Origin of the sequence: Kocuria sp. CPCC 205258 (assembly GCF_040981005.1) — a bacterium.
GTDB classification, from domain to species: Bacteria; Actinomycetota; Actinomycetes; order Actinomycetales; family Micrococcaceae; genus Kocuria; species Kocuria rosea.
This window is the reverse complement of the sequence record NZ_JAVKPS010000008.1, coordinates 152,183-168,753: the sequence shown is the minus strand read 5'-3', so window position 1 is coordinate 168,753 and position 16,571 is coordinate 152,183. Positions and strand designations below refer to the sequence as shown.

General features: G+C 72.6%; 15 protein-coding genes. 14 read left to right on the top strand and 1 reads right to left on the bottom strand.

The genetic code is table 11. The features are described from left to right. The first annotated feature begins 161 nt into the window (after window positions 1-161). The 10 genes from fdhD (at window position 162) to RF644_RS14290 (ending at window position 11,533) form a co-directional block, all read left to right on the top strand. Window positions 162-1,019, top strand: a complete 858-nt coding sequence (gene fdhD, locus RF644_RS14335; RefSeq protein WP_368796975.1) for a formate dehydrogenase accessory sulfurtransferase FdhD — start codon at window positions 162-164, stop codon at window positions 1,017-1,019. Between the two features lie 40 nt (window positions 1,020-1,059). Beyond that, entirely contained in the window at window positions 1,060-1,794 is a 735-nt protein-coding gene (locus RF644_RS14330; protein ID WP_109222247.1) for a glutamine amidotransferase, read from the top strand. Window positions 1,795-1,967: 173 nt separating this feature from the next. Further along, window positions 1,968-3,284, top strand: a complete 1,317-nt coding sequence (locus RF644_RS14325; RefSeq protein ID WP_017832101.1) for an ABC transporter substrate-binding protein — start codon at window positions 1,968-1,970, stop codon at window positions 3,282-3,284. A gap of 64 nt (window positions 3,285-3,348) precedes the next feature. Continuing rightward, window positions 3,349-4,470, top strand: coding sequence for a carbohydrate ABC transporter permease (locus RF644_RS14320; protein WP_017832100.1), 1,122 nt, complete (start codon window positions 3,349-3,351; stop codon window positions 4,468-4,470). Further along, the gene (locus RF644_RS14315; protein ID WP_368796974.1) at window positions 4,467-5,363 is read left to right on the top strand and encodes a carbohydrate ABC transporter permease; all 897 of its coding nucleotides are present in this window, start codon (window positions 4,467-4,469) and stop codon (window positions 5,361-5,363) included. Before RF644_RS14320 ends, RF644_RS14315 begins: the two co-directional genes overlap by 4 nt. After that, window positions 5,363-6,817 (top strand): GH1 family beta-glucosidase, encoded by a 1,455-nt coding sequence (locus tag RF644_RS14310; protein ID WP_368796973.1) that lies wholly within the window; start codon window positions 5,363-5,365, stop codon window positions 6,815-6,817. Before RF644_RS14315 ends, RF644_RS14310 begins: the two co-directional genes overlap by 1 nt. Window positions 6,818-6,858: 41 nt before the next feature. Further along, window positions 6,859-7,878, top strand: a complete 1,020-nt coding sequence (locus tag RF644_RS14305) for a LacI family DNA-binding transcriptional regulator (protein ID WP_368796972.1) — start codon at window positions 6,859-6,861, stop codon at window positions 7,876-7,878. A gap of 73 nt (window positions 7,879-7,951) precedes the next feature. Beyond that, complete coding sequence (locus RF644_RS14300) at window positions 7,952-9,013, top strand: Gfo/Idh/MocA family protein (RefSeq protein WP_368796971.1); 1,062 nt, start codon at window positions 7,952-7,954, stop codon at window positions 9,011-9,013. Window positions 9,014-9,100: 87 nt separating this feature from the next. Continuing rightward, window positions 9,101-10,204, top strand: a complete 1,104-nt coding sequence (locus RF644_RS14295; protein ID WP_368796969.1) for a lysostaphin resistance A-like protein — start codon at window positions 9,101-9,103, stop codon at window positions 10,202-10,204. Window positions 10,205-10,213: 9 nt separating this feature from the next. Then, window positions 10,214-11,533, top strand: a complete 1,320-nt coding sequence (locus RF644_RS14290) for a M18 family aminopeptidase (RefSeq protein WP_368796968.1) — start codon at window positions 10,214-10,216, stop codon at window positions 11,531-11,533. A 119-nt stretch (window positions 11,534-11,652) separates the two neighbouring features. On the opposite strand, the gene RF644_RS14285 is transcribed toward RF644_RS14290, so the two are convergent. After that, window positions 11,653-13,110 (bottom strand): glyceraldehyde-3-phosphate dehydrogenase, encoded by a 1,458-nt coding sequence (locus RF644_RS14285; RefSeq protein WP_368796967.1) that lies wholly within the window; start codon window positions 13,108-13,110, stop codon window positions 11,653-11,655. Between the two features lie 210 nt (window positions 13,111-13,320). On the opposite strand from RF644_RS14285, the gene RF644_RS14280 reads away from it, so the two are divergent. Genes RF644_RS14280 through RF644_RS14265 form a run of 4 tightly spaced genes read left to right on the top strand, consistent with a single transcriptional unit; the run spans window position 13,321 to window position 16,552 of the window. After that, window positions 13,321-14,250, top strand: a complete 930-nt coding sequence (locus tag RF644_RS14280) for a carbohydrate kinase (RefSeq protein WP_368796966.1) — start codon at window positions 13,321-13,323, stop codon at window positions 14,248-14,250. A 55-nt stretch (window positions 14,251-14,305) separates the two neighbouring features. Beyond that, on the top strand, window positions 14,306-14,824 hold the full coding sequence (locus RF644_RS14275) for a YbhB/YbcL family Raf kinase inhibitor-like protein (protein ID WP_017832091.1): 519 nt from the start codon (window positions 14,306-14,308) through the stop codon (window positions 14,822-14,824). 14 nt (window positions 14,825-14,838) lie between these two features. Then, window positions 14,839-15,717 carry an HAD family hydrolase gene (locus RF644_RS14270; RefSeq protein ID WP_229587237.1) on the top strand — a complete coding sequence of 293 codons (879 nt, stop codon included), beginning with the start codon at window positions 14,839-14,841 and terminating at the stop codon, window positions 15,715-15,717. Window positions 15,718-15,727: 10 nt separating this feature from the next. Beyond that, window positions 15,728-16,552: a glycerophosphodiester phosphodiesterase family protein gene (locus RF644_RS14265; RefSeq protein WP_017832089.1), complete on the top strand. Its 825-nt coding sequence runs from the start codon at window positions 15,728-15,730 to the stop codon at window positions 16,550-16,552. The last annotated feature ends 19 nt before the right edge of the window (window positions 16,553-16,571 follow it).

Sequence of the window (16,571 nt, the reverse complement as noted above, 5' to 3'; positions counted from 1 at the left end):
TCAACTCTAGACAAAAGTCTATGAATAAGAACAGAACCTGCCTGTCCCCACTTCGCCCGACGTTACTGTTCGGTAATGCCGCCGCTTCGGCCCCCGCGGGCCGCGCCCATAGGATGCCGGGGAGGGCTCCCACCCGGTGGAGCCGGGACCGGAGGACCGCCATGACCCGAGCTTCCCAGCGGCGCCGCGTGCACCGGTACACCGCCGACGGCGGCGGGACCGGACGCGCGGACACCCTGGCCGGCGAGGAGCCCCTGGAGATCCGGCTCGACGGCAGGCCGTTCACCGTCACGATGCGCACGCCGGGTCACGACTTCGACCTCGTGGCCGGGTTCCTCGTCTCCGAGGGCGTGGTGCGCACGCCGGCCGAGATCGTGCAGATGGACTACCGCAGCGGCGTCGGCCCGGACGGGCAGCGGACCTACAACGTGGTGGAGGTGCGGCTCGCGCCGGGGGTCGCCCTGCCGGACACCTCCATGGAGCGGCACGTCTACACGTCGTCGTCGTGCGGGGTCTGCGGCACGGCGTCCATCGAGGCCGTCACCAAGGTCTCCTCGTTCGACCCCGCCGCGGACCGGACCGGGCTCCCCGTGCCCGCGCTGCTCGCCCTGCCGGACCGGCTGCGCACCGGGCAGAAGCTGTTCGCCACGACCGGCGGCGTCCACGCCGCGGGGCTCTTCCGCTTCCCGGACGGTCCCGACGGCGACGGTGCCGGCGAGCCCGAGCTGCTGTGCGTGCGGGAGGACGTGGGGCGGCACAACGCCGTGGACAAGGTGGTGGGCTGGGCCCTGCGCGAGAACCTCCTGCCTCTGGGCTCCACCGTGCTCCAGGTCTCGGGCCGCGCCTCGTTCGAGCTGGTGCAGAAGGCGTACATGGCCGGCGTCCCGGCGCTCGCGGCCGTCTCGGCGCCCTCGGCCCTCGCCGTGGACCTCGCGGAGCAGACGGGGGTCACCCTGCTCGGCTTCAGCCGCGGCACCTCCTTCAACGCCTACGCGCACCAGGAGCGCCTCGTCCCCTGAGCGGGCGGGGGAGCGCCCCGCCGCTGGCTACGATGGGGTCATGAAGCCCTTCCTGCTGCTCGCCACCCGCGCCGAGGACGACGTCGCGGACGAGGAGTACGAGACCATCTGCCGCTTCAGCGGCCTGCAGGAGAGCCACCTCCACCGGGTCCGGCTGGAGGCCGGGCCCATGCCGCCGATCGACCTCGAGCGCTACTCCGGGGTCGTCATCGGCGGGTCCCCGTTCAACTCCTCCGACCCGCCGCAGCAGAAGTCGGAGGTGCAGCGGCGGGCCGAGTCCGAGATGCGGGACCTGCTCGACGAGGTGGTCGCCCGGGACTTCCCGTTCCTCGGCGCCTGCTACGGCGTCGGCACCCTCGGCACGCACCAGGGCGGGATCGTGGACCGCACCCGCGGCGAGGAGATCGGCGTCATCGAGGTCACCCTGACCGAGGAGGGGCTGCGGGACCCGCTGCTCCGGGAGTTCCCGCCGGCGTTCCACGGGTTCGTGGGGCACAAGGAGGGTACGCGCACCCTGGCGCCCGCAGCCGTCCTGCTCGCGACCGGAGCGGACTGCCCCGTCCAGATGTTCCGGATCAAGCAGAACCTCTACGCGACCCAGTTCCACCCCGAGCTCGACGCCCCCGCCCTGCTCCGCCGGATCGAGGCGTACAAGGAGCACGGGTACTTCCCGCCGGCCGAGGCCGAGGACGTCAAGGACCGGATCCGCACGGGGCCGCCCGTGACCGAGCCCGAGAAGATCCTCGCCGCCTTCGTGGACCGCTACGCCCGCTGACGCGCCGCGGACGGGCCCGTCCCGTCCGTCCAGCACGACGCGGAGCGACTTCTCCGAGATCTGAGAGAGCGCTCTCTTGACGGTGTGAGTCACGGCACATACAGTCGAGGCACAGCAGAGAGAGCGCTCTCTCAAAAGCAGCTCCTCTCCAGCCCTTCACACAAGGAGTGACCGTGGGACACACGCGACTCAAGCGAACGACAGCCCTGGCGGGTGCGGCGGCACTGGCAGCCGTCGCCACGGGGTGCGGCGGGGGCGGAGGCGAGCCGGCCAGCGCCGACAACCCCGTCGAGCTCACCGTCACCACCTTCGGGACCTTCGGCTACGACGACCTCTACGGCGAGTACGAGGAGCTGAACCCGGGCGTGACCATCAAGGCCACGAACATCGACCGCGGCTCGAACGCGCGCACGGACGCCTTCACCAAGATCGCCGCCGGGTCCGGGCTCAGCGACGTCACCGCCATCGAGGAGGGCTGGCTCGGCTCGATCATGGAGGTCTCCGACCAGTTCGTGGACCTCAACGAGCACGGCGCGGCCGACATCAAGGACAACTGGGTGCCGTGGAAGTTCGAGCAGGGGACCGACCCCGAGGGCCGCGTCATCGGGTACGGCACCGACATCGGCCCCCAGGGCCTCTGCTACAACGGAAAGCTCTTCGAGGAGGCCGGTCTGCCCAGCGACCGCGAGGAGGTCGCGGAGCTCTTCGGCGGGGACGACGCCACCTGGGAGACCTACTTCGAGCTCGGCCGCGAGTACCAGGAGACCACGGGCAAGGCCTGGTACGACCAGTCCGGCTTCGTGTGGAACTCGATGGTCAACCAGCTCGACGAGGGCTACTACACCGCCGACGGTGAGCTCAACGTGGAGGGCAACGAGCAGCTGCGCGAGCGCTTCGACCTGCTCGCCGCGGGCACGCTGGACGGCCTCTCCGCCAACCAGACCCAGTTCGACTGGGGCAACGGCCAGGCCTTCGTGGACGGCTCCTTCGCGACCTTCGTCTGCCCCGGCTGGATGCTCGGCACCATCGAGGGCCAGCTCGAGTCCGCCGGCGGCGGCGAGGGCAGCGGGTGGGACTTCGCCGACGTCTTCCCGGGCGGCGCCTCCAACTGGGGCGGCGCGTTCCTCTCCGTCCCGGAGACCTCCGAGCACCCGGAGGAGGCGGCGAAGCTCGCGGCCTGGCTCACCGCGCCCGAGCAGCAGGTCAAGCAGTCGGCCAAGGCGAACAACTTCCCCAGCACCATCGAGGCCCAGGAGAAGCTGGTCGAGGACGCCGAACCGAACCCCGTGTTCAACGACGCACCCACCGGGGTGATCCTCGCGTCCCGCGCCGAGGGGGTCGTCGCCCAGTTCAAGGGCCCGCACGACTCCGTGATCCAGGAGAACGTCTTCCTGCCGCCGCTGAAGCGCCTCGACGCCGGGACCGCCACGGCCGACGAGGCCTGGGACGAGGCCCTCGCGCTTCTCGACGACCTGGTCGTCAACAACTAGCAGGACCCGGCCACGGGGCCTCCGGAATCCGCCGGAGGCCCCCTCACGGAAGCGCGAGACCCTCATGACCACGACAGCCCACCGTCCCGCCGCCGCGGCGCCCGCCGCGCCGGCGCCGAGTCCGCCCAGGCCGACCCGCAGACAGCGGCTCATCGTCCTGGACCTGAAAGCCTCCCCCTACCTGTACATCGCGCCCTTCTTCGTCCTCTTCGGAGTGGTGGGGCTCTTCCCGCTCGGGTACACGTTCTTCGTCTCGCTCTTCGACTGGCACCTGCTCACCGGCCGGGGCGAGTTCGTGGGGCTGGGCAACTTCACCGAGGTGCTGCGGGACCGGTTCTTCTGGAACTCGCTGTTCAACACGGTGAGCATCTTCCTGCTCTCGAGCATCCCGCAGCTGGCGGCCGCGGTGCTGATCGCGGCGGTCCTGGACCAGAACCTGCGCGCCAGGACGCTGTGGCAGATGAGCGTGCTGCTGCCCTACGTGGTCACCCCGGTGGCCGTGGCCATGATCTTCACGAACATGTTCGGCGAGCAGTACGGGCTCATCAACAACATCCTCGGCAGCTTCGGGGTCGACCCGATCCTGTGGAAGAACGAGACGCTGCCCAGCCACATCGCCATCGCCGCCATGGTCAACTGGCGCTGGACCGGCTACAACGCGCTGATCCTGCTCGCGGCGATGCAGGCGGTGCCCCGGGACCTGTACGACGCCGGCGCGATCGACGGCGCGGGCCCTCTCCGCCGGTTCTTCAGCATCACCCTGCCGAGCATCCGCCCCACGATGGTGTTCGTGGTCATCACGACCACCATCGGCGGACTCCAGATCTTCACGGAGCCGAGGCTCTTCGACCCCGTGGCCGCGGGCGGCACGCAGCGCCAGTTCCAGACCACGGTCCTCTACCTCTGGGAGATGGCCTTCCAGCGGCAGAACTTCGGCAAGGCCGCGACCATCGCCTGGCTGCTCTTCCTCCTCATCCTGCTCTTCGGCCTGGTCAACTACCTGGTCTCGCGCCGCATCGCGACGGCGTCCGACGGAGGGAGGCCGCCGCGCAGAACCGGGCGCGGGGCCGGTCGGCGGCGGAGGCCGCGTGCGGTGGACGCCGTCGTCCCCGACGCGGCGGCGAACACCGGCACCGGGGCGCCACGGGCGGCCGCAGCACCGACGACCACGAGGAGGACACGATGACCGTCACCGGCGCACCCACGAGGACCAGGACGCGGCGGTCGCGGGCGGTGCCCGTGCGCCGGCGGATCTTCGGGGACGGGCACCGCCCCGGCTTCCTCACCTACGGCCTGCTCTCCGCGTTCTTCCTGGCCAGCGCCTATCCGCTGTGGTGGTCGGTGATCATCGGCAGCCGCTCCAACGAGGCCCTCGGCCGCACCTGGCCGCCGCTGCTGCCGGGCGGCAACTTCTGGACGAACGTGGGCGAGGTCTTCGACACCATCCCCTTCTGGCTGGCCCTCGGCAACAGCGTGCTCATCTCGGGGATCATCACCGTCTCGGTGGTCACGTTCTCCACCCTCGCCGGGTACGCGTTCGCCAAGCTGCGGTTCAAGGGGCGCGACGGCCTCATGGTCGCGGTCGTCGCGACCATGGCCATCCCCACGCAGCTCGGCATCATCCCGCTGTTCATGCTCATGCGCGAGCTCGGCTGGACCGGCGAGATCGGGGCGGTCGTCGTGCCCACCCTCGTCACGGCGTTCGGCGTGTTCTTCATGCGCCAGTACCTCGTGGACGTCATCCCCGACGAGCTCATCGAGTCGGCCCGGATGGACGGGGCGTCGATGATCTCCACGTTCTGGCACGTCGCGCTCCCCGCGGCCCGCCCGGCCATGGCCATCCTCGGCCTGTTCACCTTCATGACGGCGTGGACCGACTTCCTGTGGCCGCTGCTCGTCCTCGACGCGAGCAACCCCACCCTGCAGACGGCGCTGAGCCAGCTGCAGTCGGCCCGCTACGTGGACTACTCGATCGTCCTCGCCGGCGCCGTCATGGCCACCCTCCCCCTCCTGGCGCTCTTCGCCGTCGCGGGCAGACAACTCATTTCCGGAATCATGCAAGGAGCAGTGAAGGGCTAATGCCGAACAACGCAGAAGACGCAGCCGTGCACCACCGCAGCTGGCCCGAGGGCTTCCTCTGGGGCTCGGCCACCGCCGCGGCCCAGGTGGAGGGCGCCGGGCACGAGGGCGGCAAGGAGGACTCCGTCTGGGACGCCTTCGCCCGGCTGCCGGGCGCCGTGGCCAACGGCGACACCCTGGAGGACGCCGTGCAGCACTACCACCGGATGCCCGAGGACGTGCGGATCATGAAGGAGCTCGGGCTCGGCTCCTACCGCTTCTCCACGAGCTGGGCGCGGGTGCGCCCCGGCGACCGGGCCCCGAACCCCGAGGGCCTGGACTTCTACTCCCGCCTGGTCGACGAGCTGCTCGAGGCCGGCATCCTGCCCTGGCTGACCCTGTACCACTGGGACCTGCCGCAGGCGCTCGAGGAGAAGGGCGGGTGGGCCCACCGGGACACCGCGCACCGCTTCGTCGAGTACGCCGACGACGTGCACTCGGTGCTCGGCGACCGGGTGCGGCACTGGACCACGTTCAACGAGCCCTTCTGCTCGTCGCTGCTCGGCTACGCGGCCGGGGTGCACGCGCCCGGACGGCAGGACCCCCGGGCCGCCGTCGCCGCCGTGCACCACCAGCACCTGGCCCACGGCCTCGCGGTCGAGCACCTGCGGTCCCGCGGTGCCGAGCACCTGGGCATCACCCTCAACCTCAGCAACTCGATCCCGCGCGACCCCTCGGACCCGGTGGACCTCGACGCGGCCCGGCGGTTCGACTCCCTGCAGAACCGCCTCTTCCTGGACCCGATCCTGCGCGGCGCATACCCCGAGGACACCCTCGCGGACCTGGACCGGTTCGGCCTCCGCGAGCTCGTCCGGGACGGTGACCTCGCGACCATCGGGGCGCCCCTCGACTTCCTCGGCGTGAACCACTACCACGACGACCTCATCAGCGGGCACCCGGAGTCCTCCGGCGGCGACGGCCACTCCGGCGGCGCCAGCCGCCCCACGTCCTCGTGCTGGATCGGCTCCGAGGACATCGCGTTCCCGAGCCGCGGCCTGCCGCGCACGGCGATGGACTGGGAGGTGAACCCGGACGGACTGCGGAAGCTCCTGGTGCGCCTGGGCGAGGAGTACCCCGCGCTCCCGCCCCTGTACGTCACCGAGAACGGCGCCGCCTACGACGACGTCGTCAGCGACGACGGCGCCGTCCACGACACGGAGCGCACCGAGTTCGTCCTCGGCCACATCGCGGCCGTGGGGGCGGCCATCGACCAGGGCGCGGACGTCCGCGGCTACTTCGTGTGGTCGCTGCTGGACAACTTCGAGTGGTCGTGGGGCTACGGCAAGCGCTTCGGCGTGGTCCGGGTGGACTACGGGACGTTCGAGCGCACGGTCAAGGACAGCGGTCGCGCCTACGCCGGGGTCATCGCCGCCGCCGCGGACCGCACGCCGGTGGCCCCGTCCACGGGCGCCTAGCATTGATGCCAGCCCATCCGCCGAGAGCACCGGAGATGATCATGACGCAGCGCGCAGGCGGCTCCCGGCCCGTGCCGACGCTCGAGATGGTGGCCGCGCTGGCCGGGGTCTCGCGGGCGACCGTGTCCCGGGTGGTGAACGACTCGCCCAGCGTCGACCCCGAGCTGGCGCAGTCGGTGCGGAAGGCCATCGAGGCCCTCGACTACACCCCGAACCGGGCGGCGCGGTCGCTGGCGAAGCGACGGGCCAACTCGGTCGCCCTGATCATCCCGGAGTCCACGTCCAAGGTGTTCGCGGATCCCTTCTTCACGACCGTGGTCCAGGGCATCGCGATGTACCTGACGGACACCGACTTCACCCTGAACATGGTCATCGCGTCCGAGGCGAAGCCCGAGAAGACCCGCAGCTTCCTGCTCGGCGGCAACGTGGACGGTGCCCTGGTGGTCTCGCACCACAGTGGCGACCACTCGTGGACCCACCTCTCGGGGTCGCTGCCCATGGTGTTCGCGGGTCGCCCGCTCGTCGGCGCCGAGGACGCCTACTACGTGGAGGTCGAGAACGAGGCCGCCGCGTGCAGCGCCACCCGGCTGCTCACCGCGAGCGGGCGGCGGAGCATCGCGACCATCGCCGGGCCGCAGGACATGCCCCCGGGCATCGACCGGCTGGCGGGCTGGCGGACCGCGGTGCGGGAGGCCGGGCTGGACGACCAGCTGGTGGAGGTGGGCGACTTCACGCTCGCCTCGGGGGCCCGGGCCATGCAGCGGCTGCTGGACCGCGGCCGGCCGGTCGACGCCGTGTTCGCCGCGAACGACCAGATGGCGGCCGGGGCGTACACCGTGATCCAGGGCCGCGGCCTGCGCATCCCGGAGGACATCGCCGTGGTGGGCTTCGACGACGACTCCTTCGCGACGTCGGTGACCCCCGCGCTGACCACGGTGAACCACCCGATCGTCGAGCTCGGCCGGAAGATGGCCGAGACCCTCGTCGACATGATCGAGGGCCGGCCGACGGACCGGGTGACCATCATGCCGACCTCGCTCGTGCTCCGGGACTCCGTCTAGTCCTTCCCGCCCCGAGCCGGGCGGCGCCCCGGCGCCGTCGTCGGCGTCCCCGGATCCTCCTCGAAAGGCCACCATGCCCCCTCCAGCCCTCCCCGCCCCGGTGGCGGGCGACGACCCCGCGACGGCGACCGGCCGTCCCGTGCACTGGGGGGTCGTCGCCACCGGGTCGATCGCCGGCCGCGTGGTCCAGGACCTGGCGCTGCTCGACGACGCCGTGCTCTCGGCCGTCAGCTCCCGCTCCCGGTCCTCCGCCGAGGCGTTCGCCGAGCGCTTCGGCGCGGCCCGGAGCCACCACGACCACGACGGCACCACCGGCTGGGAGCGCCTCGTCGCGGACCCCGCCGTGGAGGTCGTCTACGTTGCCACGCCCCACGCCCAGCACCACGCGGTGGCCCGCGCGGCCCTCGAGGCCGGCAAGCACGTGCTCTGCGAGAAGCCGCTGACCATGAACGCCCGGGAGGCGGGGGAGCTGCGGGAGCTCGCCCGGGCGCGCGGGCTGTTCCTCATGGAGGCGGTGTGGACGCGCTTCCTGCCGAGCTTCGGGCGCGCCCTCGACATCGTCCGTTCCGGCGAGATCGGCCGGGTCCGCTGGCTCCAGGCGGACCTCGGCGCCCCGGTGCCGTACGACCCCGGGTCCCGGCTCTGGGATCCCGCGGCGGGCGGAGGGGCCCTGCTGGACCTCGCCGTGTACCCGCTCACCTGGGCGCTCGCGGCGCTCGGCGCACCGGACGGCCTCACGGCCCACGGCGTCCTCCACGAGGACGGCGTGGACCTGCACAACGCTCTGACCCTCACGTGGGCGGACGGCGCGCACGCCCACCTCACCACGTCCATCGAGACGGACTGCCCGGGCACGGTCACCATCAGCGGGACGGACGGCTGGCTGCGCACCGGGGCGCCCCTGTACCACCCCGGTGAGCTGGTGGTCCGGTCCGGGGGAGCCGCGCCGCGGACCGAGCGCTTCCGGGCCGCCGGGCACGGCTTCGCCCACGAGCTGCGGGAGGTGACCCGCTGCCTCCAGGCCGGCCTGACCGAGAGCCCGCGCATGCCGCTCGCGGACACCGTGCTGGTGCTGGAGCTGCTCGACGACGCGCGCCGGCAGATGGGCCTGCGCTACCGCAGCGACCTGCCCTGACCGGCGGGCGCCACGACGGGGCACCGGACGGGCGCCCCCGAACTGTCGCGTGTCCGGAAGGGACCGGCTGCGGATACCGTGGGAGGCATGACCACGCGCGCCGCCCCCTGGAGGCAGGGATCCCTCGACGACGACCCCTCGGGCCCCGGGCCCCGGATCCTGCCGTACCACCGGCTCGGCCACGCCGACCCCGACCACCGGTGGTGGAAGCCGCTCGTGGAGCTGCTGCTCTTCGGCGCCTTCTACGGGGTGCTGGCCATCGTGTTCGGCATCGTGTGGGCCGTGGGGCTCGTGGCCGTGCGCGGCGAGGAGGCCCTGGACGAGGTCTTCCTCGGGGGCACGGAGCTGGACATGATGGACCCGGCGATCTTCTTCATGCTGTTCTTCTCCCTGGTCCTCATGATCCCGGCGCTCCTCGCGGCCCGGGCCATCACGGGCCCCCGGCCCCTCGGGCTGCTGCTGTCCGTGACGGGACGGCTGCGCTGGGGCCTCCTCGGCCGGTGCCTCCTCGTGGCCCTGGCCGTCTACGCGGTGGGCCAGGCGGCCGCCCTCCTCGTGGAGTACGCGCTGCTCGGCTCGCTGACCGCCCCGCAGCCGGTGGAGGGCTTCTGGTGGCTGATCGCCATGATCGTGCTGGTGGTCCCGCTGCAGTGCGCGGCGGAGGAGCTCGTCTTCCGGGGCTACCTGCTGCAGACCGTGGGACGGTGGCTGCGCCGGCCCGTGTTCGCGATCCTGCTGCCGGTGCCCCTGTTCACGTTCGGGCACCTGTACGATGCCTGGGGGCTGCTGGCGGTCGCGGTCATGGCGGTCGTCGCCGGCTGGCTGACGTGGCGCACCGGCGGGCTCGAGGCGGCGATCGCCCTGCACGTGGTCAACAACGTGATCGCCACGCTCTTCGGGGCGCTCGGCCTGGCCGACCCGGACGCCGAGGAGTCGTCCTGGGTGGCCCTCGCCCTCTCGGCGGGCCTGCAGCTGGTCTTCGCGTGGCTCGTGGTCCGCGGCGCGCGCCGGCGCGGCGTGGAGGTGACCCGGACCGTGCACCCGCCGCGGCCGCCCCTCCTCCTCGCGGCCGGCCCCGGACCCGGTGGGGAGGGCCGCGGGCCCGGAGCCTGGGTGTGCCCCGGCCCGCCCGCCTGTCCCGGCCACTGGGCGGGACAGGCTCCCGGACGCGCGCCCCAGCACCTTTCGTAGACTGACGGCATGGAACCCCGCACCGCAGTCGACCCCCGGTCCGCCGTCGAGGACCTCGGCCGCTACGTGATGGAGTCGCCGAGCTCCTTCCACGCCGCGCACGCCGCCGCCGCGCGGCTGGAGGAGGCGGGCTTCGTCCGCCTCGACGAGACGGAGGACTGGGCCCGGACCGGCGTCCGCGGGCGGCGCTACGTGCTCCGCGACGGGGCCGTCATCGCGTGGGCCACCCCGGCGGAGGTCCCGCCCGCGGCGGGGTTCCGGATCCTCGGCGCGCACACCGACTCGCCGGGCTTCAAGCTCAAGCCGAGGCCCACCACCACGGCCCACACCTGGCTCCAGGCCGGGGTCGAGACCTACGGCGGGGCGCTGCTGAACTCGTGGCTGGACCGCGAGCTGCGCCTGGCGGGCCGGCTCGTGGTCCGCGGGACGGACGGCGCCCCGGTGGAGCACCTGACCGCCACCGGCCCCGTGGCCCGCATCCCGCAGCTCGCCATCCACCTGGACCGCGAGGCCAACAAGGGCCTGCAGCTCGACCGCCAGCAGCACGTGCAGCCGATCTGGGGAGTGGGGCAGCCGGAGGACGCGGACGTCCTCGCGCTGCTGGCCGAGCACGCGGACGGCGGGCCCGTGGACCCGGCCCGCATCGTCGGCTACGACGTGGTGCTGGCGGACGCCCAGCCCCCCGCCGTGTTCGGGCAGGGCAGGACGCTGTTCGCCTCCGGTCGGCTGGACAACCTGTCCTCCGTGCACGCCGGGCTGAGCGCCCTCGCCCGCGAGGCCGAGTCGGTCGAGCAGGGCCGGCACATCGCGGTGCTCGCCGCGTTCGACCACGAGGAGATCGGCTCCCGCACCCGCTCCGGCGCCGCGGGACCGTTCCTCGAGGACGTGCTGGTGCGCATCGGTGAGGGCCTGGGCCGCTCCGCCGCCGAGCACCGGCGCTCCCTGGCCGGGTCCGTGTGCCTGTCCGCCGACGCCGGGCACCTGGTGCACCCCAACTACCAGGGCCACCACGACCCCGTGAACCGGCCGGTGCCGGGGGCGGGGCCGCTGCTGAAGATCAACGCGGACCAGCACTACGCCACGGACGCCGTGGGCGCCGGGATCTGGGCCGAGGCCTGCGCGCGCGCCGGTGTGGGCTACCAGGAGTTCGTCTCCAACAACCGGGTGCCGTGCGGGTCCACCATCGGGCCCATCACCGCGGCCCGGCTGGGGGTGCGCACGATCGACGTCGGCATCGGCCTGCTGTCGATGCACTCCGCCCGGGAGCTGTGCCACGTGGACGACGTCGCGGCCCTCGGGGCCGTCGCGGGGGCCTTCTACACCGCCTGACCCGCTGCGCCGCCTGCTCGAACTGCTGCGCGAGGGGTCGCCACTGAACGGTGCGAGTCGCTCGTTCCGTTCGGTGGCGACCCCTCGGCGCGGACGGTCCGCTGCCGCCGAGGGGCGGCTCAGCCGGGGATCGACGCCGTGCCGACCGCGACCCGCTCGGCCGGGAACTGCGGCATCGCGATGTCGGCCATCCGGGCGAGCACCCGCACGACCTGGCAGGAGTAGCCGAACTCGTTGTCGTACCAGACGTAGAGCACCAGCGAGCTGCCGTTGACGATCGTCGCGAGACCGTCGACGACGCCCGCGCGGCGGGAGCCCACGAAGTCGGTGGACACGATCTCGGGGGAGTCGGTGTAGTCGATCTGCTTGCGCAGGGACGAGTTCAGCGAGATGTCCTTCAGGTACTGGTTGACCGCGTCCTCGGACTCCGGGGCCTGCTCGAGCTGCAGGTTGAGGATGGCCATGGACACGTCCGGGGTGGGGACGCGGATCGCGTTGCCCGTCAGCTTGCCGGCCATCTCCGGCAGCGCCTTGGCCACGGCCTTCGCGGCGCCGGTCTCGGTGATGACCATGTTGAGGGCGGCGGAGCGGCCCCGGCGGTCGCCCTTGTGCCAGTTGTCGATGAGGTTCTGGTCGTTGGTGTAGGAGTGGACCGTCTCCACGTGGCCCTGCGCGATGCCGTACTTGTCGTGCAGGACCTTCACGACCGGGGTGATCGCGTTGGTGGTGCAGGACGCGGCGGACAGGATGGTGTCCTCCGCGGTGATGACGTCGTCGTTGACCCCGCACACGATGTTCTTCAGGTCGCCCTTGCCCGGTGCGGTGAGCAGCACCTTGGCCACGCCCTTGGCCTGCAGGTGCTTCGAGAGCCCGGCCTCGTCGCGCCACACGCCCGTGTTGTCCACGACGATCGCGTTGTCGATCCCGTAGGCGGTGTAGTCGATCTCGGTGGGGTCGTTCGCGTAGATGAACTTGATGGCCACCCCGTTGGCCGTGATGACGTCGTTCTCCTCGTCGACGTGGATGGTCCCGTCGAACTTCCCGTGCACCGAGTCGCGGCGCAGGAGGGAGGCGCGCTTGACCAGGTCGTTGCCCGGCTTCTTGCGCACCACGACGGCGCGCAGGTTCAGGCCGGTGCCGTCGTTGCGGTTGATGAGGATGCGGGCGAGCAGGCGGCCGATGCGGCCGAACCCGTAGAGCACCACGTCCTGGGACTCCGGGGAGTTCTGGGCCCTGCGGTCCACCACAGGGGCGAGCTCCTCGCGCAGGAACGGCTCGAGGTCCTGGTCCGACTCGTGGGCGAGCCGGTTGAGCTTGCCGAGGTCCACCGCGCAGGTGCCGAGGTTCAGCCCGGACATGGCCTCGAGCAGGCGGGTCGTGTCCTCGAGGGGCAGCTCCTCGCCGTCGATCCGGCGGGCGAAGCGGTGCGCCTTGATGATCTGGGTGACGGACTTGTGCACCAGGGAGCGGCCGTAGACCGTCGGCACGACCTTGTTCTCACGGTGCAGGCGTCCGACCAGGGGGACGATGCCCTCGGCGAGCGACTCGCGGTCGGCCCAGCTTTCAGGAGTGCTCAAGAATGACTCTCTTCCTCGGCCGGGGACGTCATCGTGTCCGGCCGTGACGTGCCGCGCCTCGTTGCGCGGTCGGGTGCGCGCCGCTGCGGTTCGCGCAGGACGCCGCCCTCCATTCTAGGGGCACCGGGGGCGGGAAGGGCTCCCGTTACGGGCCCGGCGGGCCGGTCCGGTGCCGGGGCCGGCGGGGGCGGCGGGTGCTACCGTGAGAGCATGCTGACGGTCATCGGTGAGGCGCTCGTGGACGTGGTCTCGAAGCGCGGCCAGGAGCCCCGCGCGCACGCCGGGGGAAGCCCCATGAACGTGGCCGTGGGCCTGGCCCGGCTCGGCCACGAGGTCCAGTTCCTCGGCCGCTACGGCGAGGACGAGTACGGCACGCAGGTCGAGGCGCACCTGCGGGACAACGGCGTGCTCCTGCCCTTCGACGCCGACACGCGGCCCACCTCCGTGGCCGAGGCCGTCATCGGGGAGGACGGCGCCGCGACCTACGACTTCCAGCTCGACTGGTCCCTGGACCTCTCGGACGAGCAGCTGGCCGAGCTGCTCCGGGAGACCTCCCTGCTGCACGTGGGGTCGATCGGGGCGATGCTCGAGCCCGGCGCCTCGAAGGTCCTGCACGCCGTGGAGCAGGCCCACCGCTCGGCCCTGATCTCCTACGACCCCAACTGCCGGCCGTCCATCATCCCGGACTCCTCGGACGCCCGGGCCCGGGCCGAGCAGCTCGTGGCCCTCGCCGACGTCGTGAAGGCCTCGGACGAGGACCTCCTGTGGCTGTACCCCCACCGCAGCGTCGAGGAGAGCGCGGGCGCCTGGCTCAAGGCCGGCGCGGAGCTCGTCGTCGTCACCCGCGGGCCCCTGGGGCCCTGGGCCCGCACCCGCGCCACCGGGCCGCGCGGGGTGGAGGTGCCCGCCGCCCGCACCACGGTCGCGGACACCGTGGGAGCCGGGGACTCCTTCATGGCCGCGCTGCTCGGCTGGCTCACCGACCACGGCTACACGGGCGCGCCGGCCCGCGAGCGGATCGACAACCTGGACGAGCAGCAGGTCGGCGAGCTGCTGCGCTACGCCGCCTCGGCGGCCGGCGTCACGGTCTCCCGCGCCGGCGCGGACCTGCCCCGCAAGGACGAGCTGCCCGCGCCCTGACCCGTCCCGCCCCGCCCCGCCCCGACCCCACCCGTCCCGTCCCGAAGGAGAGCCCGTGCCCGAGCGCGACCCGTACGCCGACCTGCCCGACCTGCCGAGCTTCACCCTCACCTCCGAGGACATCTCCGACGGCGGCCCGCTCGCCCCGGCCCAGCTCTCGGGCATCATGGGCGCCGGCGGCCAGGACGTGTCCCCGCAGCTGAGCTGGTCCGGGGCCCCGGAGGGCACGAAGAGCTACGTGGTCACGGTCTTCGACCCGGACGCCCCCACCCCCAGCGGCTTCTGGCACTGGTGCCTGTCCAACATCCCCGCCGACGTCACCTCCCTCGCGCGCGGCGCGGCGTCCGACCCTCCGGCCGGGGCGGTCAAGCACCGCAACGACGGCGGCACCGACGAGTACGTGGGCGCCGCCCCGCCCCCCGGCCACGGGCCGCACCGCTACATCGTGTGCGTGACCGCGGTGGGCGAGGAGCAGATCGAGGTCGACGAGAGCGCCAGCCCCGCCGTCGTGAACTTCCAGCTCTTCAGCTCCGGGATCGCCCGCGCCTGCCTCACGGGGACGCACGAGGCCTAGGTGGCAGAACACCCGTGAGCCCTGATCCGGAGGTCCCCGGGACGGCGCCGATCCGGATGATCGCCAGCGACCTCGACGGCACCGTCCTGGGGCACGACTTCCGCTTCCGCCCGCGCACCGTCGACGCGATCCGCGCCGCCCAGGACAGCGGCATCCACGTGGTGTTCGTGACGGGCCGGCCCATGCGCTGGCTCGACCCGCTGCGCGAGCAGCTCGGCCACGAGGGCGTGGTCATCTGCTCGAACGGGGCGGTGGTCTACGACCTCAGCGCCGACCTGGTCGTGGAGTCGAGCCTGTTCCCGGCCCGGGACGCCTTCGCGGTCATGGACGAGGTCGCGGCCCGGCACCCCGGCACGCTGTTCGCGGCGGAGACCCTCGAGGGGGTCTTCACGGACCACGGGTGGGCCAGGACCGACCGGATGGAGGTCGGCGCCCCCCTGGTCGGGGCGCTGCGGGACCGGCTGCCGGAGGACCAGGGGCTGGTGAAGTTCCTGGCCAAGCTGGACACCGCCGAGCCGCAGGAGTACTTCCGGGCGCTCGCCGAGCTCGTGGCCGGCAGGCTGTCCGTGACGCACTCCGTGGCGGCGGCCCCGCTCGTGGAGATGGGTCAGAAGGGGCTCACCAAGGCGCGCACCCTCGAGCAGTACGCGGCCGAGCGCGGCATCCGCCCGCACGAGGTGATGGCCTTCGGCGACATGCCCAACGACCTCGAGATGCTCACGTGGGCCGCCCACGGCTACGCCATGGCGAGCGGGCACCCCGCGGTCGCGCGGGCCGTGGGCCGCACGGCCCCGCCGTTCGAGGAGGACGGGGTGGCCCAGGTGATCGAGGCCCTGCTGCGCGGCGGCCGACCTGGCGCGTCATGGGCGGGACAATCCGCTACCACGGGGTAACAATAGGGGGGTGACCCCTCCAGCGCACCGGCGCGACGCCCCCGCAGCCCTGGCCCACCGCGGTTTCTGCCGGGACGGTGCCGAGAACACCCTCGACGCCTTCCGGGCGGCCCGGGACCTCGGCTACGAGTGGATCGAGACGGACGTCAACACGACGGCCGACGGGGTGGTCCTGTCCTTCCACGACGAGACCCTCGACCGCGTCACCGGCGGCAGCGGGAAGGTCTCCGCTCTGACCTGGGCGCAGATCAGGGCCGAGCGCGTCGCCGGTGCCGGGCGCATCCCCCGCTTCGCCGACCTGCTGACGGAGCTCCCCGAGCTGAAGTTCAACGTGGACGTCAAGGACGAGGCGTCCGTGGCGGCCCTGCCGGCGCTGCTCCACGAGCTCGGCGCCGTGGACCGGGTGCGGGTGACCTCCTTCTCCGAGAGCCGCCGGCGCCGCACGCTGCGGCGGATCCGCGAGCTGGACGGCCGGACCGTGCCCACGTCCTCCGGCAAGGAGGGGATGCGCCTGCTGCTCGTGTGCTCGTGGCTGGGCGGGCCCACCTGGCGTCTCGCGCGGCGGGCGGCCGCCCGGTGGATCGAGCCGTTCGACACCGTGCAGATCCCCCGCCGGTACCGGGTGCGGGGCGGGGCCGAGGTCCAGCTCGTGACCCCCCGCTTCCTGGACTTCGCCCACCGGCACGGCATCGACGTGCACGTGTGGACCGTCAACGAGACGGCCGAGATGGCGGAGCTGCTCGAGCTCGGGGTCGACGGGATCGTCACCGACCGGGCCGACCTGCTCGCCTCCCTCCTGGCGCAGCGTGGACAGTGGCCGCCCTCCGGCGTGTGAGCCGTGGCACGGCGGCGCG